17 protein-coding genes are annotated in these 18,503 nt (G+C 49.1%); 16 read left to right on the top strand and 1 reads right to left on the bottom strand.

Annotation, left to right across the window (positions count from 1 at the left end; translation table 11 throughout):
* The first annotated feature begins 2 nt into the window (after window positions 1-2).
* The 8 genes from rseP (at window position 3) to rnhB (ending at window position 8,722) form a co-directional block, all read left to right on the top strand.
* Window positions 3-1,349 (top strand): sigma E protease regulator RseP, encoded by a 1,347-nt coding sequence (rseP, locus tag OA57_RS01415; protein WP_034612464.1) that lies wholly within the window; start codon window positions 3-5, stop codon window positions 1,347-1,349.
* 70 nt (window positions 1,350-1,419) lie between these two features.
* Window positions 1,420-3,831: an outer membrane protein assembly factor BamA gene (gene bamA / locus OA57_RS01410; RefSeq protein ID WP_034612463.1), complete on the top strand. Its 2,412-nt coding sequence runs from the start codon at window positions 1,420-1,422 to the stop codon at window positions 3,829-3,831.
* Window positions 3,832-3,921: 90 nt separating this feature from the next.
* The gene (locus OA57_RS01405) at window positions 3,922-4,455 is read left to right on the top strand and encodes an OmpH family outer membrane protein (protein WP_034612462.1); all 534 of its coding nucleotides are present in this window, start codon (window positions 3,922-3,924) and stop codon (window positions 4,453-4,455) included.
* Window positions 4,456-4,466: 11 nt separating this feature from the next.
* Window positions 4,467-5,495, top strand: coding sequence for a UDP-3-O-(3-hydroxymyristoyl)glucosamine N-acyltransferase (lpxD, locus tag OA57_RS01400; protein ID WP_034612460.1), 1,029 nt, complete (start codon window positions 4,467-4,469; stop codon window positions 5,493-5,495).
* A 72-nt stretch (window positions 5,496-5,567) separates the two neighbouring features.
* Window positions 5,568-6,047 carry a 3-hydroxyacyl-ACP dehydratase FabZ gene (fabZ, locus tag OA57_RS01395; protein WP_034612458.1) on the top strand — a complete coding sequence of 160 codons (480 nt, stop codon included), beginning with the start codon at window positions 5,568-5,570 and terminating at the stop codon, window positions 6,045-6,047.
* Window position 6,048: 1 nt separating this feature from the next.
* A complete protein-coding gene (gene lpxA, locus OA57_RS01390; protein ID WP_034612455.1) occupies window positions 6,049-6,837 on the top strand; it encodes an acyl-ACP--UDP-N-acetylglucosamine O-acyltransferase in 789 nt (262 codons plus the stop codon).
* 120 nt (window positions 6,838-6,957) lie between these two features.
* A complete protein-coding gene (lpxB, locus tag OA57_RS01385; RefSeq protein ID WP_034612453.1) occupies window positions 6,958-8,130 on the top strand; it encodes a lipid-A-disaccharide synthase in 1,173 nt (390 codons plus the stop codon).
* A complete protein-coding gene (gene rnhB, locus OA57_RS01380; RefSeq protein ID WP_034612450.1) occupies window positions 8,117-8,722 on the top strand; it encodes a ribonuclease HII in 606 nt (201 codons plus the stop codon). Before lpxB ends, rnhB begins: the two co-directional genes overlap by 14 nt.
* A 56-nt stretch (window positions 8,723-8,778) precedes the next feature.
* On the opposite strand, the gene OA57_RS01375 is transcribed toward rnhB, so the two are convergent.
* Window positions 8,779-9,993 (bottom strand): pyridoxal phosphate-dependent aminotransferase, encoded by a 1,215-nt coding sequence (locus OA57_RS01375; RefSeq protein ID WP_034612448.1) that lies wholly within the window; start codon window positions 9,991-9,993, stop codon window positions 8,779-8,781.
* 161 nt (window positions 9,994-10,154) lie between these two features.
* Here OA57_RS01375 and OA57_RS01370 point away from each other — a divergent pair, with 161 nt between their 5' ends.
* From OA57_RS01370 to accC, 8 genes are all read left to right on the top strand, one after another.
* Window positions 10,155-11,459 carry an isochorismate synthase gene (locus OA57_RS01370; protein ID WP_034612445.1) on the top strand — a complete coding sequence of 435 codons (1,305 nt, stop codon included), beginning with the start codon at window positions 10,155-10,157 and terminating at the stop codon, window positions 11,457-11,459.
* Window positions 11,459-13,165, top strand: coding sequence for a 2-succinyl-5-enolpyruvyl-6-hydroxy-3-cyclohexene-1-carboxylic-acid synthase (gene menD / locus OA57_RS01365; protein ID WP_034612443.1), 1,707 nt, complete (start codon window positions 11,459-11,461; stop codon window positions 13,163-13,165). The genes OA57_RS01370 and menD overlap by 1 nt, the downstream gene beginning before the upstream one ends.
* A complete protein-coding gene (gene menH / locus OA57_RS01360; protein ID WP_034612442.1) occupies window positions 13,155-13,901 on the top strand; it encodes a 2-succinyl-6-hydroxy-2,4-cyclohexadiene-1-carboxylate synthase in 747 nt (248 codons plus the stop codon). Before menD ends, menH begins: the two co-directional genes overlap by 11 nt.
* 22 nt (window positions 13,902-13,923) lie before the next feature.
* On the top strand, window positions 13,924-14,781 hold the full coding sequence (gene menB / locus OA57_RS01355; RefSeq protein WP_034612439.1) for a 1,4-dihydroxy-2-naphthoyl-CoA synthase: 858 nt from the start codon (window positions 13,924-13,926) through the stop codon (window positions 14,779-14,781).
* Window positions 14,782-14,892: 111 nt separating this feature from the next.
* Entirely contained in the window at window positions 14,893-15,885 is a 993-nt protein-coding gene (menC, locus tag OA57_RS01350; protein WP_034612437.1) for an o-succinylbenzoate synthase, read from the top strand.
* 82 nt (window positions 15,886-15,967) lie between these two features.
* Window positions 15,968-16,414 carry a type II 3-dehydroquinate dehydratase gene (gene aroQ / locus OA57_RS01345; protein WP_034612436.1) on the top strand — a complete coding sequence of 149 codons (447 nt, stop codon included), beginning with the start codon at window positions 15,968-15,970 and terminating at the stop codon, window positions 16,412-16,414.
* A 168-nt stretch (window positions 16,415-16,582) separates the two neighbouring features.
* Window positions 16,583-17,023 carry an acetyl-CoA carboxylase biotin carboxyl carrier protein gene (accB, locus tag OA57_RS01340; RefSeq protein ID WP_034612434.1) on the top strand — a complete coding sequence of 147 codons (441 nt, stop codon included), beginning with the start codon at window positions 16,583-16,585 and terminating at the stop codon, window positions 17,021-17,023.
* Window positions 17,024-17,098: 75 nt separating this feature from the next.
* A complete protein-coding gene (gene accC / locus OA57_RS01335) occupies window positions 17,099-18,445 on the top strand; it encodes an acetyl-CoA carboxylase biotin carboxylase subunit (RefSeq protein ID WP_034612431.1) in 1,347 nt (448 codons plus the stop codon).
* Window positions 18,446-18,503: the final 58 nt, after the last annotated feature.

Raw genomic sequence — 18,503 nt, 5'->3', positions numbered from 1 at the left:
GGATGTCGTCTCTTTGGTATGTTTTCGCCTTTTTAATCGTTATCGGCGTACTGGTCTTTGTACATGAATACGGGCATTTTTGGGCGGCACGCAAGTGCGGTATCAAAGTGCTGCGTTTTTCCATCGGTTTCGGCAAGGTGCTATGGAGCAAAACCGATCGGCACGGTACGGAGTTTGCCGTTTCAATGATTCCCCTCGGCGGCTATGTCAATATGTTGGACAGTAAAGTCGAAGATGTGCCGCAAGCGTTACGCGGACAGGATTACAGCGCCAAATCGGTCAGACAGCGCGCGTTTGTGATTGCGGCGGGTCCGATAGCCAACTTTTTGTTTGCGATTGCGGCATACTGGCTGATTTATATGCTGGGTGTGCCGGCGGTCAAACCAGTTATCGGCAGTGTGAATACGGATTCGATAGCGGCACAAGCCGGATTGCAGCCGGGTATGCAGATTCGGGCGATTGATGGTACGGCGGTGGAAGATTGGACGCACGTCAATATGTTATTGACAACCAAGGTCGGCGCACCGCAAGTGACTTTAACGCTGTCTCCGTTTGGCGAACCGCAGCAACCGAGCGTGCAGAAACGTTTGGATTTAAGCGGCTGGCAGTATGATCCGCAGCAACAGGCGGCCTTTACCGCACTTGGGATTTCGCCGAAAAGCGGAGAGATTGAACTGAAAGTGTCTAAAATCAGTGAGGACTCACCGGCGGCACAAGCCGGGCTACAGGTCGGGGATACTATTTTGTCGGTTAACGGGCGGCAGATGGCATGGCAACAGTTAGTCGATACGATTGCCGATCATTTGCAGCGACCGCTGTATTTTTTGATTGAGCGCAACCAACGGCAAATTGAACTGGCGATTACCCCGCAGGCAAATAAAGAAGGACGTACTTATATCGGTTTTTCACCGACATTTCATCCGTTGCCGCAAGAGTACCGCACCGAATTAAAATATGATATTCTAAGCGCCTTGCAACAAGGGGTTGAAAAAACCTGGCAATTAACCGGTGTCATAATAAAACTGGTGGGGAAATTATTGAGCGGTGATATTTCGCTGAGCAATCTGGGCGGTCCGATTTCAATTGCACAGGGGGCGGGCATTTCGTTGGAAAGCGGAGCGGTGTATTACCTCAGTTTTATGGCATTGATCAGCGTTAATCTGGGCATTATGAACTTATTTCCTTTGCCGGTATTGGATGGCGGACATTTGCTGTTTTTGGCGGTTGAAGCCGTGCGCGGACGTCCGGTAACCGAGCGTGTCAGGCAGGTTTTTTTCAAAATCGGCGCGGTGTTATTGCTTATGCTGACATTTTTTGCCGTATTTAATGATATTATACGCTTTATTTGATGTCGAAGATGTCATCAGATTGCTTGGATTAACATTTATTTAACAAGGCTTATTGAACAGGAAAACTACAATGAAAAAACTCCTCGTGACCAGTTTACTCTTGAGTAGTGGCGGTGTACTGGCTGCACCGTTTACGGTGCAGGATATCCGTGTGGAAGGCACTGATCCGGTCACCGCACAAAATATTATTGCAGGCTTGCCGGTCAGCGTAGGACAACGGGCAACGGATCAGGATTTGTCCCAAATTGTACGCACGCTGTTCTTGCGCGGCGGTTATGAAAACGTAGAGGCGGTGCGTGAAGGTAATGCGTTGGTGCTGCGGATTCAGGCACGCCCTTATATCAGTTCACTGGAAATCGAAGGGAATAAACAGATTCCGAAAGATGCGCTGGAAAATAATTTACGTGAAAACGGTATCGCCAAAGGCGAAATTCTGGAACGGGACAAGCTGGCCGCTTTCCGGCAGGAATTATTGAATTATTACCGATCTGCAGGCTATCCGAATGCAGAAATCAATACGGTTGTTGATGATCTGGGGCAGGGACGTGCCGCATTAAAGCTGGAAATTAAAGAGAACGATGCCGCCTTGGTGAAGCAGATAGCATTTTCCGGCAATCAGGCTTTCAGTGACAGCAAATTGCTTGACCAAATCGAAATCCAACCCGATGTCTCTTGGTGGAATATTTTTTCCAGCAGTAAGTTTTCCGAACAAAAATATGAAAAAGATCTGAATACGTTGCGTGATTTTTATTTGAATCAGGGCTATGCCAAATTCAGAATCGTCGACAGCGATGTCAGTTATAGTGAGGATAAAAAAGACATTACGCTAAATCTGACGCTGGATGAAGGGGAAAAATATACGATTAATGATGTGCGGATTATCGGTGATACCGCCGGCATGGGGGCAGAATTGAATCAGTTGCTGGCCAATGTCAAACGCGGCGAACAATTCCGCGGCAATACGGTCAGAACGATCGAAGACGGTATTAAAGATACGTTGGGCGCCCGCGGCTATGCCAATCCGCAAATTAATATTCAGCCGGAATTTAACGATAGCGAGCATACGGTTGATTTGATTGTGGTGGTCGATGCGGGACGCCGTTACTATGTCCGTTCGATTCGTTTCGAAGGCAATGACGTCAGTGCCGATTCAACGTTGCGCCAAGAGATGCGTCAGCAGGAAGGGACTTGGCTGTCGACATCGTTAATCGAACAAGGCAAATACCGTTTGGAAAGAACCGGCTTTTACGAAACGGTTGAAAGCGAGACGTTGGCAGTGCCCGGTGTGGACGATCAGCTGGACGTAGTATATAAAGTGAAAGAACGCAATACCGGCAGTATCAACTTCGGAATTGGTTTCGGTACCGAAAGCGGATTAAGCTATCAAGCCAGCGTTAAACAGGATAACTTTTTGGGGATGGGATCGTCTGTCAGTCTATCAGGTGTGAAAAACAAGTATGCAACCAGTGTGAATCTGGGCTATACCGAGCCGTATTTTACCCGTGACGGCGTTAGTCTGGGCGGCAATATTTTCTATGATAACTACGATTATAAGGACAGCGATACAACCGCCTCCTATGCACGGACCAGTTACGGCATCAACGGTACGTTGGGTTTCCCGGTGAATGAAAACAACTCTTACTATCTGGGACTCGGCTATGTCCATAACAAATTGAAAAATATGTATCCGGAATATAATCGTGCCCGTTATTTGCGTTCGATGGGCGTTGACGGTTGGGGAATTAAAAGTGATGATTTCGAATTCAGCCTCGGTTGGAATTATAACACCCTGAACCGCGGCTTTTTGCCGACTAACGGAACCCGCGCCAGTATCGGCGGAAAAGTTACGATTCCGGGATCGGATAACAAATATTATAAATTGAGTGCGGATATCGTTAGTTATTATCCGCTTAATTATGATCAAACTTGGGTAGTGTCCGGACGGGCAGGGCTGTCTTACGCCAATGGGTTCGGCAATAAGAAATTACCGTTCTATCAAAACTACAGCGCCGGCGGGATAGGCAGTCTGCGCGGATTTGCCTATGGTGCGGTAGGCCCTAGAGCGATTTACAATACGCAAGAAAATGCTTCGGTGAATGCGCCCGCCAGGGATTACAACAACATTAACTATGATGTTGTCGGGGGTAATGCCATGGCGACCGCCGGTGTCGAATTGATTATGCCGACACCGTTTGTGAGCGATAAAAATCAAAATAGCGTCAGAACCTCTCTGTTCGTTGATGCGGCAAGCGTCTGGAATACCGAATGGAGCAAGGATAAAGCCAAACTGTTTACGCAGGGCAATGTACCGCAGCGGATCGTTGATTATAGCGATCCGAGCCGGGTTCGGGCATCCGCCGGGCTGGCATTTCAGTGGAATTCGCCGATTGGACCGCTGGTTTTCTCATATGCCAAACCGCTCAAAAAATACGAAGGTGATGAAATCGAACAATTCCAATTCAGTATCGGCGGCAGTTTTTAATAACGGTTGACCGTGTAGTCGAATGTATATTACTAAACAGGCCGGATTATGATCATAATCCGGCATCTTAACCCAAAAGGATATTTTTGTATGAAAAAAGCATTAAAAATCGCAGGTCTTTCTTTAGCATTGGCATTGACCTCTTCATTGGCGACAGCAGCGGAAAACATCGCTTTTATCAACTCCGCCTATCTGTTCCAAAATCACCCGGATCGTGATGCTGCAGCAGCGAAAATCGATGCGGAGTTAAAAGCGCCGGCAGAAAAATTGCAAGCCAGTGAGAAAGCGATTGTCGCTAAAATCGAAGCACTGCAAAAAGAAGCGCCGAAACTGCGTGCGGCCGATATTCAAAAACGTGAAGACGAAATCAATAAAATGCGTGAAACCTACCAAAAACAAGCGGAAGAGTTGCAAGCCAAAAACGAAGAGTTGCAATATCAGGAGAGAGCGAAGTTATTGGCAGGTATTCAAACGGCAACCAATGAGGTGGCTGCCAAAGCAAACTACAGCTATGTGATCGATGCCAATGCGATTGTGTATGCCTCTGCCGGAAAAGATATTACCGAAGAAGTATTAAGAGCCATTAAACCGGCGGCGCAGGCACCGGCTGACGCTAAAAAATAATCCGGGGATTTATGGCACAATACCTATTACGACAACTCGCTGAGCATGTGGGCGGACAATTGCGGGGCAATGCCGATGCGGTGGTAGACAGCATTGCCTCACTGGATAAAGCGCAGACAAATCAACTGAGCTTTATTTCAAACGCCAAGTTCCGCGATCTGCTGGCGACGGCTACGGCAGGCTGTTTATTAGTGAAGGAAGGCGATGTGGCATTTTGTCATGCCGACAGTAATCTTATTATTGTCAATGATCCTTATATCGCTTATGCCTTGATTGCGCAATTGATGGATACGACACCGCCGGCGGCAACTGGAGTTGCTTCAAGTGCGGTTATATCGGCTTGTGCCGTATTGGGCAAAGATGTTTCGGTAGGCCACCATGCAGTGATTGAAGACGGTGTTGAATTAGGCGATAACGTGGTTATCGGTGCCGGCTGTTTTGTCGGGAAAAATACCAAAATCGGCGCCCGCACCCAACTTTGGGCGAATGTCACGGTATATCACGAAGTGGAAATCGGGCAAGATTGCCTGATTCAATCTTCAGCCGTGATTGGCGGTGACGGTTTTGGTTATGCCAATGATAAAGGCAAATGGATAAAAATTCCTCAGCGCGGTCGGGTCATCATCGGAAACCGGGTTGAAATCGGCGCCTGTACCTGTATTGATCGTGGTGCGCTCGATGCGACAGTGATTGAAGATAACGTGATTATTGATAATCTCTGTCAGATTGCGCATAACGTACATATCGGTACGGGGACGGCTGTTGCGGGCGGAGTGATCATGGCGGGCAGTCTGACGGTCGGACGTTATTGTTTAATCGGTGGTGCCAGCGTCATTAACGGACATATGGAAATTTGTGACGGTGTGACCGTAACCGGCATGGGAATGGTGATGCGACCGATTACCGAGCCGGGTGTCTATTCTTCCGGTATTCCGCTGCAAACAAATAAAGAATGGCGTAAAACGGCGGCACTGACCATGAATATCAGTGAGATGAACCGCCGCTTGAAAGCGCTGGAACGGAATAACGACAAATCATAATTTATTAAGGATATTGTTTCCGCCGTCCTGTCATTTTTGTCTCGGCAACGGAATAATATTAAAGGAACTATTGTGACAACTGAAACTAACGAAACTCAGCAGCAGGAAAGACAAGCGAAAATTGTCGATATTAATGAAATCATGCAGTTATTACCGCATCGTTATCCGTTTTTATTGGTCGATCGGGTCATTGATTTTGAAGAAGGCAAATGGTTGAAAGCGATTAAAAACGTCAGCGTCAATGAACCGTGCTTCACCGGGCATTTTCCGCATAAACCGATTTTCCCGGGGGTACTGATTCTGGAAGCTATGGCGCAGGCAACGGGCGTACTGGCATTTAAAACTTTGGAATTGCCGACCGATGAGCTTTACTATTTTGCCGCGATTGATAATGCCCGTTTCAAACGTCCGGTCGAGCCGGGCGATCAAATGATCTTGGAAGTGCATTTTGTGAAAGAGCGCCGCGGTGTTACCCGTTTTACCGGGGTCGCCACGGTAGACGGTAAAGTCGTGTGTGAAGCCGAATTAATGTGTGCCCGTAGAGGATTTTAAGATGATTGACCCGACAGCAAAGATTCACCCGCAAGCGATTGTAGAAGAAGGTGCCAAGATTGGAGCCGATGTGGTCATTGGTCCGTTTTGCATTATCGGGGCGGATGTCGAGATCGGGGAACGCACAGTGCTGCATTCGCATATTGTGGTCAAAGGGCATACCAAAATCGGACGGGACAATCAGATTTTTCAATTCGCCAGTATCGGCGAAGTCAATCAGGATTTGAAATACAACGGCGAGCCGACCAAAACGATTATCGGCGATCGTAACCGTATTCGCGAAAGCGTGACCATTCACCGTGGGACGATACAGGGCGGAGGTGTTACGCGTATCGGCGACGATAATCTGTTTATGATTAATGCGCACATTGCACATGACTGTCAGGTTAAAAACCGCTGTATTCTGGCTAATAATGCGACTTTGGCGGGACATGTCGAACTTGATGATTTTGTGATTGTCGGCGGGATGTCCGCTATTCACCAGTTCGTGGTGATCGGGGCACACGTTATGTTAGGCGGCGGTTCGATGGTCAGTCAAGATGTGCCGCCTTATGTAATGGCACAAGGCAACCATGCGCAGCCGTTCGGTGTCAATCTGGAAGGTTTGAAGCGACGCGGTTTCGACAAACCGGCAATGCACGCTATCCGTAATGTGTATAAACTGATTTACCGCAGTGGTAAAACCTTGGATGAAGTGATTCCTGAAATTGAGCGGATTGCGGAGACCGAAGCGTCGGTCAGCTTCTTTCTGTCGTTTTTTAAACGTTCGACTCGTGGTATTATCCGTTAATTACCATCATTACGGGCACCGACGAAATTATCTTTGTCGGTTCATAAATAGCCGAATATTGGGATTTGCCTCTACTTTGACCGCACTTTTAACGTGCGGTTATTTTTTAAGGAGCCTTTGATGCCTCAAGAACAAAAATCACCGCTCATTGCCGTTGTCGCCGGGGAAGTTTCCGGCGATATTCTCGGCGCAGGGTTGATTAAAGCATTGCGCCAACGTTATCCGAACGCCCGTTTTATCGGTATTGCCGGCCCGCAAATGCAGGCGCAGGGGGCAGAAAGTTATGTCGATATGGAAGAACTGGCGGTGATGGGGTTGGTGGAAGTGTTGAAACACTTGCCTCGTCTGCTGAAAATCCGTAAGCAGTTGATCCAAAATCTATTATCTGAGAAGCCGGCTGTTTTTATCGGTATCGATGCGCCTGATTTCAACCTCGGTGTGGAAGCTGTTTTGAAACGGAACGGGATTAAAACCATTCATTATGTCAGCCCGTCGGTATGGGCTTGGCGGCAAAAGCGAATTTATAAAATTGCGAAAGCCACTGATTTAGTGCTGGCATTTTTGCCGTTTGAAAAGGCATTTTATGATCGTTTTGATGTGCCGTGCCGTTTTATCGGGCATACCATGGCGGATGCGATCCCGTTGCAGGTCGATCGCCTTCAAGCATGTCGGGCGCTGGGGCTGGACAGCGATAAACGTTATGTCGCCATTTTGCCCGGCAGTCGTGCTTCGGAACTGGCGTTTTTGAGCGAGCCGTTTTTACAGACCGCACTTTTGCTGAAACAGCGTTTTCCTGAGCTGGAATTTTTAGTGCCGTTGATTAACGCAAAGCGTCGTCATCAGTTTGAGCAGGTTAAACAACGTATTGAGCCGAATTTGTCGCTACACCTGCTTGACGGGCAGGCTCGAAACGTGATGATAGCGGCAGAGGCGACATTGTTGGCATCCGGTACGGCGGCGTTGGAGTGTATGTTATGTAAATCGCCGATGGTTGTAGGCTATCGAATGAAACCGCTTACCTATTGGCTGGCAAAACGATTGGTGAAAACACCTTACGTCTCTTTGCCCAATTTGCTGGCGGATGAGATGCTAGTACCGGAATTGATTCAGCAACAGTGTCAGCCACAAAATTTAGCGCAGGCGTTGGCGGATTATCTCGATGAGAGCGAAGCGGCACAGCACCGCACTTTGGTTCTGAAACGGCGCTTTACCGAATTGCATCGTCGGATTCGTTGTGATGCCGATGAACAAGCGGCGCAAGCCGTAGCGGAGGTGTTAAATGGAACAATTTGAATATCCGCAAAATGTCGGGCTAATTGCCGGCGTGGACGAGGTCGGACGAGGGCCGTTGATCGGGGCGGTCGTGACGGCGGCGGTGATTCTGGATCCGCAGCGTCCGATTATCGGCTTGGCGGATTCAAAAAAATTATCAGAGAAAAAACGTCTGCTCTTGGCGGAAGAGATTAAGCAAAAAGCATTGGCTTGGAGTTTGGGGCGTGCCGAAGCGGAAGAAATCGATCGACTGAATATTCTGCAAGCCAGTCTGTTGGCAATGCAAAGAGCGGTCGCCGCATTAGCGCTGCAACCGCACTTTGTCTTGGTCGACGGCAATAAATTACCGCATTTGCCGATGCCGGCTCAGGCGGTGGTGAAAGGGGATAGCCGAGTGGCGGAAATCAGTGCGGCCTCGATTCTTGCCAAAGTAGCGCGAGATCAAGAGATGGCGCAACTGGATCGGCAATATCCGCATTACGGCTTGGCAAAGCATAAAGGCTACCCGACCGCACTTCACTTGGAAAAACTCCATCTCTACGGCGTGCTGCCGCAGCATCGCAAAACGTTTGCGCCGGTCAGAAATTGGTTGCAACAGCATTGCGGTAAATAAAAAAGGCATCGGATTGATGCCTTTATGCCTTTTATGCCTTTGTCAAGGAAAGCGGTTTATTGGCGGTAGGTTTCTAAGAAACGGGCAAACTGTCCTAATGCCTCTTCAATCTGATTGACATACGGCAGGGTCACGATACGAAAGTGGTCAGGCTGCTGCCAATTAAAGCCGCGCCCGTGTACCAATAGTACTTTCTCTTGGGTCAGCAAATCGAATACCATTTTTTCATCGTCATAAATGTTGTATTTTTTAATGTCGATTTTCGGGAACATATACAGTGCCCCCATTGGTTTCACACAGCTGATCCCCGGGATTTGATTCAATAATTCATAGGCTCGGTTGCGCTGTTCCAATAATCGACCGCCCGGCAGAATGTATTCATTGATGCTTTGATATCCGCCAAGTGCGGTTTGAATAGCGTGTTGCATCGGCACATTGGCGCACAACCGCATTGACGCCAGCATATCGAGACCTTCGACATACCCTTTTGCCGCCTGTTTCGGCCCGTGAAGCAGCATCCAGCCTTGGCGGAAACCGGCGATTCGGTATGCTTTCGACAAGCCGTTAAATGTGACTGTCAATAAATCGGGTGCGACTTCCGCCATACTGTGGTGAACGGCATCGTCATATAAAATTTTGTCGTAGATTTCATCGGCGAAGATAATCAGTTTGTTTTGCCGTGCGATTTCGGCAATTTCCAATAATAATTCACGACTGTAAACGGCGCCGGTGGGATTGTTCGGATTGATAATGACGATGCCTTTGGTGCGTGAGGTGATTTTGCTTTTAATATCCGCCAGATCGGGAAACCAGTCGGCTTCTTCATCGCAGAGATAATGAACGGCATTACCGCCGGAAAGGGTGACTGCCGCCGTCCAGAGCGGATAATCCGGCATCGGCACCAAAATTTCGTCCCCGTCATTCAGCAGCGCCTGCATCGACATGGTGATCAGCTCGGAAACGCCGTTGCCGATATACACGTCATTGACCGACGGATTGCGCAAGCCTCGTGATTGGTAGTGCTGTACAATGGCTTTACGTGCCGAATACAGCCCTTTGGAATCACAATAGCCCTGTGCCGTCGGCAGATTGCGGATAACATCGACCAAAATCTCGTCCGGCGCTTCAAAACCGAACGGCGCGGGGTTGCCGATATTCAATTTTAAAATTTTATGGCCTTCTTCTTCCAGCCGCAGCGCTTCTTTATGCACCGGCCCGCGAATGTCGTAGCAAACGTGTTCTAATTTATTGGATTTGGGAAAAATATCCATACGAAACCTTCAAATTCAATGTGTGATAAAAATCTCTCGTTTACTCTACGCTGATTTGCGAAAAATGAAAAGATTTCGGTCAATATTTCTTTTAAAGTGCGGTAGAATTGACGTTTCGAGTTTTTATGGCGACATAGTACAAAATAGGTCTTGGGATAATAATGGACTGTTGGCAACAGATAAAACAACAATTATTACAGCTGTTGAAGGCGCATTCGTTTGGGACGGGTGACGACATAACGCAATACCGGCTTGAGATTGCGTTGCCGTCGGCCGAGACAACACTGTTGGCATGGCTGAAAGGGCAGTGTCATTATCCCCGTTTTTTCTGGCAGGCGCGTGAAGCGGAAACCCAGTATGCGGTGCTGGGGCAAGCTCGTCATTTTACCCGGCTTGGCGAGGCGCAGCAGTTTTTGGCGCAACCGCACTCGTCATCGCTGCGTCTGGTCGGCGGTGTGACGTTTGAAGGTGAGGCCTGTTTTTATTTACCACGCTTACTGTTGACGCAGGATAGCGATAGCACCACTGTAACCGTAACCCTCACACTTTGTCGTGAGGATATTCAAAGTGCGGTTTACGCATTTTTAAATGCGCTGAAATCCGCTGAACCGCTGGCGGCAATCGATGCCGGACTGACGTTAATCGAACGGCATTATACTCAAAAAGCGTGGTTGGATTTAGTGCGGGAAGCGTTGAATAATATCGAACAGGGGCATTTTACCAAGGTGGTATTGGCGCAGAAACAGACGTTTGCACCGGATAAGACGCTCGATCCGCATGATTTGTTGGCACAGGCTCGCAGCCGCCACCCTGCTTGCTACTATTTCTTATGGGCGCAATCGGCGCAGCAGGTTTTTCTCGGCGCGAGTCCGGAACGGTTGTACCGGCGCCGACAGCGGCGGTTACTCACCGAAGCGCTGGCCGGCACGGCGGCGTGCGGCGAAGAGCAGCAGCAATGGTTATTGCAAGACGGAAAAAATATCCATGAAAATCGCTTGGTGGTAGATGATATTTGCCATAAGCTCTCGTCTTTAAGTTGCCGAGTGGATGTTGCGCCATTGAGTAGCCGTAAGCTCAGCTATGTGCAGCATTTGGTCTGCAATATCGAGGCGGAGCTCAAAACTGAGGTAAATGATCAAGCCTGCTTGCGGGCGATTCACCCGAGTGCGGCGGTCGGCGGTTTGCCCTGTGCGGCGGCGTTGAACTTTATTGCCGGTCGGCAAAATTTCAAGCGCGATTGGTATGCCGGTGCGTTGGGGATGATGTCGTCGCAAGACAGCGAGTTTTGTGTGGCGATTCGTTCCACCCGGTTAAGTAAAGATAAGTCGGGCAAGGAGAAAATTGCGATTTTCGCCGGTGCGGGTATTGTTGCCGGTTCTGTTCCCTTGTTAGAATGGCAGGAGATCGAAAGAAAAGCGATGGGGATCCTGTCCCTGTTTCCGGCTGAAGAAAGTGGAGAAAAATAATGTCAGTTGCGGTATTTAATCGCTGTTGGGCGAGAGTGGTATTGGAAAGTTTGGTGCGTAACGGGGTGAAACAGTTTTGTATCGCGCCGGGGTCTCGTTCAACACCGTTGACACTGGAAGCGGTGCGGCTTGAAGACGGGCATCGTGCCACCTGCTATAGCCATTTTGATGAGCGAGGTTTGGGGTTTTTCGCCTTAGGGCTGGCGAAAGCCGCGAATGCACCGGTTGCGATTATTGTGACTTCCGGCACGGCAGCGGCTAATTTATATCCGGCGATTATTGAAGCCAGCCAAAGCGGACACGATTTAATTGTCTTAACGGCGGATCGTCCGCCGGAGTTAATCGATTGCGGTGCAAATCAAGCGATTCGACAGCCGGGGCTTTTCTCCGATTACCCGATTGCCAGCATCAATTTTCCACGCCCTAGTGAAGATTATTCGACCGCATGGCTGTTAAGCCGTATTGATCAGGCATGTCGGCAACAGCGTATCAATCACGGTGTACTGCACTTTAATCTGCCGTTTGCCGAGCCGTTGTATCTTGCCGATGAAGAAGCGATTCAATATTTTCCGGCACTGGTGGAATTTAACCGCTGGCTGAGCAAAAAACAGCCGTGGATTGCATATCCCGAACAGCAAAACGATGTATTGATTCACGAGAATTGGGATTATTGGCGCAGTAAACAAGGCGTGATTGTGGTCGGCAAATTGCCGCAAGAGCAAAGCATGGGCATATCGGCTTGGGCGGCAACAATGGGCTGGGTGGTGATTACCGATATTCAATCGGGCTTGGAATCGCCATTGCCGTATGCGGATATTTGGCTGGCAAACGAAATCGTACAACAAAAACTCCTGCAAGCGGAAATCGTGTTGCAGTTCGGCAGTCAGATTATCAGCAAGCGGGTGAATCATTTTCTGCAACAGTTTAAAGGCGAATATTGGCTGATCGAAGCGTCCAATAAAAATTTGAACCCCTATCATCATCAGCATACCCGTTTTAATGTCAAAGTGCATCACTGGTTGCGGGCGCACCCGCCGCTGCGCCAGCGCCCGTGGTTGCTCGAGCCGCTGGCCTTGTCGCAATTTTGTGCCTCGTTTATTGAGCAGCAAATCGGCGGCAATTTGAATGAAGCCTCGTTGGCGCATCACGTCAGTCGAGTGCTGCCGAGTAACGGTTCACTGTTTTTGGGCAACAGTCTGTTTGTGCGTTTGGTGGACGGTTTATGTAAACTGCCGGAAGGTTATCCGGTCTATACTAATCGCGGAGCCAGCGGCATTGACGGCTTATTGGCAACGGCGGCGGGGATTGCGGTCGGCACCAATCAGCCGTTGGTCGCAATGATCGGCGATATTTCAACTTTATACGATCTCAACTCGTTAGCGCTGTTTAAACAAGTCAATCAGCCGACAATTCTGTTTGTGATTAACAATAACGGCGGTGCGATTTTTGATATGTTGCCGGTTGATGAAAAGGTGAAAGAGCAGTTCTATCGTTTGGGACACGGCTTGGATTTCTCACAGGCGGCAGCCATGTTCGGCATCAATTACAGCCGACCTTATACTTGGGCGGATTTGACGTCGGTGCTGAAACAGGCATACGGGCGCAAAGAAACAACACTGATTGAAATTAAAGTCAACCCGAGTGACGGCAGCAAAATTTACAAATCGTTAATCGAGCAGATTGCAGGGGCGGTGATTGGCAGTTAATGCACCACCGCCGACACTGCTGTTTCTGCACGGTTTGCTCGGCACAAAACAGGACTGGCAAGCGGTAGCGGAACGGTTGCCGCACTTTGCCTGTATCAGTCTGGATTTGCCGTTGCACGGTGAAGAAAAAACAACAAACGTCGCTGATTTTACGCAAACTTGCGAATATTTGCGGCAAAAAATTCAAAGTGCGGTCGGTGACAAGCCTTACTGGTTGGTGGGTTATTCGCTTGGCGGACGAATTGCGCTCTATTACGCGTTGCAGTCACCACTTGCAAAAGGAAATCTGCAAGGACTGGTGTTGGAAGGGGCAAATTTAGGGCTGGCAAGCGAAGCGGAAAAACAAGCACGCCGGCAACATGATCAACACTGGGCGCAACGTTTTGCTGCTGAAAGTGCCGGTGCGGTTTTGAACGATTGGTATCAACAAGCGGTATTTGCCGATTTAACGGTGCGGCAACGGCAGCGATTAATCGAAAAACGAGCGCCCAATTGCGGTGAAAATATTGCCAAAATGTTGTTGGCGACCTCACTGGCAAAGCAGCCGGATTTTGCCGCAAAAGTGCGGTCAGCCGAATGGCCGATTTATTTTTTTTGCGGCGAGCGTGATCAAAAATTCCGCCGTCAGGCGGCACAGCACCAACTCCCGTTAACGTTAATCAAACAGGCGGGGCATAATGCCCATGCCGAAAATCCGGACGAATTTGCGGCACAGTTGACCGCACTTTTAGCCTGATTCATGACCAAAAGGAACGACTATGTTATATCCAAGTGAAGAATTTTTATATGCCCCGATAGCGTGGCAAGATTGCAGTAACGGATTTGACGATATTTTGTATCATAAATCTGCCGACGGCATTGCCAAAATTACCATTAACCGCCCGCAGGTGCGCAATGCGTTTCGCCCGCAGACGGTGAAAGAGATGATCACTGCTTTCGCCGATGCCCGTTTTGATGAAAAGATCGGGGTGATAGTGTTGACCGGACAGGGCGAAAAGGCGTTTTGTGCCGGCGGCGATCAAAAGGTACGCGGTGACTACGGCGGTTATCAAGATGAAGCCGGCGTTCATCATTTGAATGTACTGGATTTCCAGCGCGATATCCGCAGTTGCCCGAAACCGGTGGTGGCGATGGTCGCCGGATATGCGATTGGCGGCGGTCATGTTTTGCATATGCTGTGTGATTTGACCATTGCGGCGGACAATGCGGTCTTCGGACAGACCGGGCCGAAAGTCGGATCGTTTGACGGCGGCTGGGGCGCTTCTTATATGGCGCGGATTGTCGGTCAGAAAAAAGCGCGTGAAATCTGGTTCTTGTGCCGTCAGTACAATGCGCAGGAAGCATTGGATATGGGGCTGGTGAATACCGTCGTGCCTTATGCCGAATTGGAAAAAGAAACGGTGCGCTGGTGCCGTGAAATGCTACAGAACAGCCCGATTGCGCTGCGCTGTCTGAAAGCCGCACTGAATGCCGATTGTGACGGACAGGCGGGCTTGCAAGAGTTGGCAGGCAATGCCACCATGCTGTTCTACATGACCGAAGAAGGGCAAGAAGGACGTAACGCATTTAACCAGAAACGCGAACCGGATTTCAGCAAATTCAAGCGTAATCCGTAATGATCAAGCGACCGATGTATGGACATAATCGTTATCGCAGCTTTGCATAGGGAAGTGCGGTATCGGGTTTATACAGGGAAATGATCTTTTTATGAGTAATAAGGAGTACTGATGACAATCCGAAGTTACCATCTTTACCGCTATTCGATTCCGGTGGATTCGCAAGTGGTGCTGCGCAACCGTTTTCTGAAAAAGCGTGAGGGATTGTTGGTGCAGATCAAGTGCGGTCGGCATGAAGGCTGGGGCGAGATTGCGCCGTTGCCGGAGTTTAGCCGAGAAACCCTTGAGCAGGCGCAGGCGCAGACCGCACTTTGGTTGCAGCAATGGGACGACGCACGCAGTCGTAATGAAAAATTATCGCTCGACGGTTTATATCCGTCGGTGGCGTTCGGCTTGAGCTGTGCCTTGGCGGAAATGAAAGGCGAATTGGGTGAAACGGGCAACTATCAGACCGCCCCGTTATGTTATGGCGATCCGGACGAATTGTACGATCAGCTTGAACAAATGCCGGGCGAAAAAGTAGCAAAAGTCAAAGTCGGTTTGTATGAAGCCAATCGTGACGGTTTGATTGCCGATATGTTGCTGGAAGCCGTTCCGGATTTAAGGCTGCGGCTTGATGCCAACCGCGCTTGGACAGCCGCAAAAGCGCAGATGTTTGCCAAATATGTGAAGCCGGAACATCGTACCCGTATTCAGTTTTTGGAAGAGCCGTGTAAAACGCCTGAAGAAAGCCGTCAATTTGCCGCCGAAAGCGGCATTGCGATTGCGTGGGACGAATCCGTGCGTGAGGCGGATTTTAAGGTTGAAGCCGAACCGCACTTGGCGGCAATCGTGATTAAACCGACCTTAGTCGGTTCGCTGCAAAAGTGTATTGCTTTGATTCAACAGGCACGGCAGCAAGGCATCATGGCGGTGATCAGCTCATCGATTGAATCCAGTTTCGGTCTGACTCAGCTTGCCCGTATTGCACAACAGTACACGCCGAATGTGATACCGGGCTTGGATACGCTTGATCTGATGGATTTTCAATTGATTCGTCCTTGGCCGGGGTCAACATTGCCGCTGCTTGAGCTGGGCTGTGAGCGGGTGGAAAAAATAATATAAAAAGGCGCTATTCGGCAAAATATTGTTATAATGCCGCAATAGTCACTTTTTGAAAGTATCTGCGATAAGTGAGAAAGCGAATATGGCAAACAGAATTCTGTTATTAAACGGCCCTAACCTGAATATGTTGGGGAAACGCGAGCCGCAACATTACGGCAGCCTGACCTTGGCGGACATTGAACGGCAGTTACAGCAGCAGGCGACCGCACTTGGGCTGGAGCTGGATTGCTTTCAGAGCAATAGTGAGGAAAAACTGGTTAATAAAATTCATCAAGCCTTTGAACGGGTGGATTTTATTTTGATTAATCCGGCGGCGTTTACCCATACCAGCGTGGCGTTGCGTGATGCGTTATTGGCGGTCAATATTCCGTTTATCGAAATTCACCTTTCTAACGTCCATGCCCGTGAACCTTTCCGCCACCATTCGTATTTGAGTGATAAAGCGCTTGGTGTCATTTGTGGTCTGGGGGCGCAGGGTTATCGATTCGGGTTGGAATTCGCACAGAGCTACTTGGCGGAAAATCAGTGATTTTCAACAAATTTGGCGCAAAAATGCAGATTTTTATCGCAAAAAAGCAAGAATTCAGGTAATCTTTGCGTTTAATGTAAATCAGTATCACTTTATCGTCGCTCTATTATTGCCAAAGGTATCGGCGACGGTAAATGTCCATTTAAATTTAATCGGCGGAATCAAAACATGGATATTCGTAAAATCAAAAAATTAATTGAATTGGTAGAAGAGTCGGGCATTATGGAAATTGAGATTTCCGAAGGTGAAGAGTCGGTTCGCATCAGCCGCGGTACACCGGCACCGGCTGCCGTTCAATATACCTTACCGCCGGCCGCACCGGTTGCCGCTCCCGCACCGGCGGTAGCTGCGCCGACAGTGGCGGCGGAAGTCAGCGGTCATGCGGTTCGTTCGCCAATGGTCGGTACGTTCTATCGCAGCCCTAGTCCGGAAGCTTCGCCGTTTGTCGACATCGGCAGCAGCGTTAAAGTGGGTGATGCGTTGTGTATTGTAGAAGCGATGAAAATGATGAACCGCATCGAAGCCGATAAAGCCGGGGTGGTGAAGGCCATTTTGGTGAATGACGGCGAAGCGGTCGAATTCGATCAGTCTTTGATCATTATCGAATAATCGGATTATCAACGGCCGTTGACCGCACTTGATGTTTAACGGCGACAACATTTCAAAGAGTAGACGGATAATCGTATGTTAGAAAAAGTTGTGATTGCCAACCGCGGTGAAATCGCGTTGCGAATTCTGCGTGCATGTAAAGAGTTGGGCATAAAAACCGTCGCGGTTCATTCCACCGCAGACCGTGAGCTGAAACACGTGTTGTTGGCGGATGAAAGTATTTGTATCGGTCCTGCCCCCTCCAGTAAAAGCTATTTGAATATTCCGGCGCTGATTGCCTCGGCGGAAGTGAGCGGTGCTGATGCGATTCATCCCGGTTACGGCTTTTTGTCGGAAAATGCGGATTTTGCCGAGCAGGTCGAGCGTTCCGGCTTTGTGTTTATCGGGCCTACGGCGGATGTTATTCGTTTAATGGGGGATAAAGTGTCCGCCATTAACGCAATGAAAGCGGCGGGCGTGCCTTGCGTACCGGGCTCGGACGGGCCGGTCGGCAACGATGCTAAAAAGAATAAAGAGATTGCGGAGCGAATCGGCTATCCGGTGATTATTAAAGCGTCCGGCGGCGGCGGCGGTCGGGGTATGCGTGTGGTGCGATCTGCGGCAGAGTTGGAAGAATCGATTGCGATGACCAAATCCGAAGCGAAAGCGGCATTTAATAATGATGTGGTTTATATGGAAAAATACCTAGAAAATCCACGTCATGTAGAAATTCAGGTGTTGGCCGACACGCACGGTAATGCGGTGTATCTGGCGGAACGCGACTGTTCAATGCAGCGCCGTCATCAAAAAGTGGTGGAAGAAGCGCCGGCACCGGGCATCAGCGAAGAATTACGCCGTGATATCGGCAGCCGTTGTGCCAAAGCCTGTGTGGAAATCGGCTATCGTGGTGCCGGTACGTTTGAATTCCTGTATGAAAACGGTGAGTTCTATTTTATTGAAATGAATACCCGTATTCAGGTTGAACATCCGGTGACTGAAATGATCACCGGGATTGACTTGGTAAAAGAGCAATTGCGTATTGCTTCCGGCTTACCACTCTCTTTTACTCAAGACGATGTGAAAGTTCAAGGTCATGCGATCGAATGCCGTATCAATGCCGAAGATCCGAAAAATTTCCTGCCGTCACCGGGCAAAGTTACCCGTCTGCATACACCGGGCGGCTTCGGGATTCGTTGGGATTCGCATATTTATGACGGCTACACTGTACCGCCGCATTATGATTCAATGATTGCCAAGCTGATCAGCTACGGTGAAAATCGGGAAGAAGCAATCAGCAGAATGCGTAATGCGTTATCGGAAATTATTATTGAAGGATTGAAAACCAATATCCCGTTGCATGAATTGATTATGGAAGATCCTAACTTCCAGCGCGGCGGTACTAATATTCACTACCTTGAAAAAAAATTGGGTATGCACGATTAATTTACCATGAAGGTGAAACGGCAGGATAAGAGTGGAATCAAATGATTCCACTTTTTTT

Origin of the sequence: Chelonobacter oris (assembly GCF_000772535.1) — a bacterium.
Lineage (GTDB): Bacteria > Pseudomonadota > Gammaproteobacteria > Enterobacterales > Pasteurellaceae > Chelonobacter > Chelonobacter oris.
The sequence above is the reverse complement of the archived record's forward strand: the minus strand, read 5'-3'. Positions and strand labels throughout refer to the sequence as shown.

What these genes read in the sequence shown, in the direction of transcription:
- rseP (WP_034612464.1), top strand. Translation starts at nt 3, where the DNA reads ATGTCGTCTCTTTGGTATGTTTTCGCCTTTTTAATCGTTATCGGCGTA.
- bamA (WP_034612463.1), top strand. Translation starts at nt 1,420, where the DNA reads ATGAAAAAACTCCTCGTGACCAGTTTACTCTTGAGTAGTGGCGGTGTA.
- OA57_RS01405 (WP_034612462.1), top strand. Translation starts at nt 3,922, where the DNA reads ATGAAAAAAGCATTAAAAATCGCAGGTCTTTCTTTAGCATTGGCATTG.
- lpxD (WP_034612460.1), top strand. Translation starts at nt 4,467, where the DNA reads ATGGCACAATACCTATTACGACAACTCGCTGAGCATGTGGGCGGACAA.
- lpxA (WP_034612455.1), top strand. Translation starts at nt 6,049, where the DNA reads ATGATTGACCCGACAGCAAAGATTCACCCGCAAGCGATTGTAGAAGAA.
- lpxB (WP_034612453.1), top strand. Translation starts at nt 6,958, where the DNA reads ATGCCTCAAGAACAAAAATCACCGCTCATTGCCGTTGTCGCCGGGGAA.
- rnhB (WP_034612450.1), top strand. Translation starts at nt 8,117, where the DNA reads ATGGAACAATTTGAATATCCGCAAAATGTCGGGCTAATTGCCGGCGTG.
- OA57_RS01375 (WP_034612448.1), bottom strand. Translation starts at nt 9,993, where the DNA reads ATGGATATTTTTCCCAAATCCAATAAATTAGAACACGTTTGCTACGAC.
- OA57_RS01370 (WP_034612445.1), top strand. Translation starts at nt 10,155, where the DNA reads ATGGACTGTTGGCAACAGATAAAACAACAATTATTACAGCTGTTGAAG.
- menD (WP_034612443.1), top strand. Translation starts at nt 11,459, where the DNA reads ATGTCAGTTGCGGTATTTAATCGCTGTTGGGCGAGAGTGGTATTGGAA.
- menB (WP_034612439.1), top strand. Translation starts at nt 13,924, where the DNA reads ATGTTATATCCAAGTGAAGAATTTTTATATGCCCCGATAGCGTGGCAA.
- menC (WP_034612437.1), top strand. Translation starts at nt 14,893, where the DNA reads ATGACAATCCGAAGTTACCATCTTTACCGCTATTCGATTCCGGTGGAT.
- aroQ (WP_034612436.1), top strand. Translation starts at nt 15,968, where the DNA reads ATGGCAAACAGAATTCTGTTATTAAACGGCCCTAACCTGAATATGTTG.
- accB (WP_034612434.1), top strand. Translation starts at nt 16,583, where the DNA reads ATGGATATTCGTAAAATCAAAAAATTAATTGAATTGGTAGAAGAGTCG.
- accC (WP_034612431.1), top strand. Translation starts at nt 17,099, where the DNA reads ATGTTAGAAAAAGTTGTGATTGCCAACCGCGGTGAAATCGCGTTGCGA.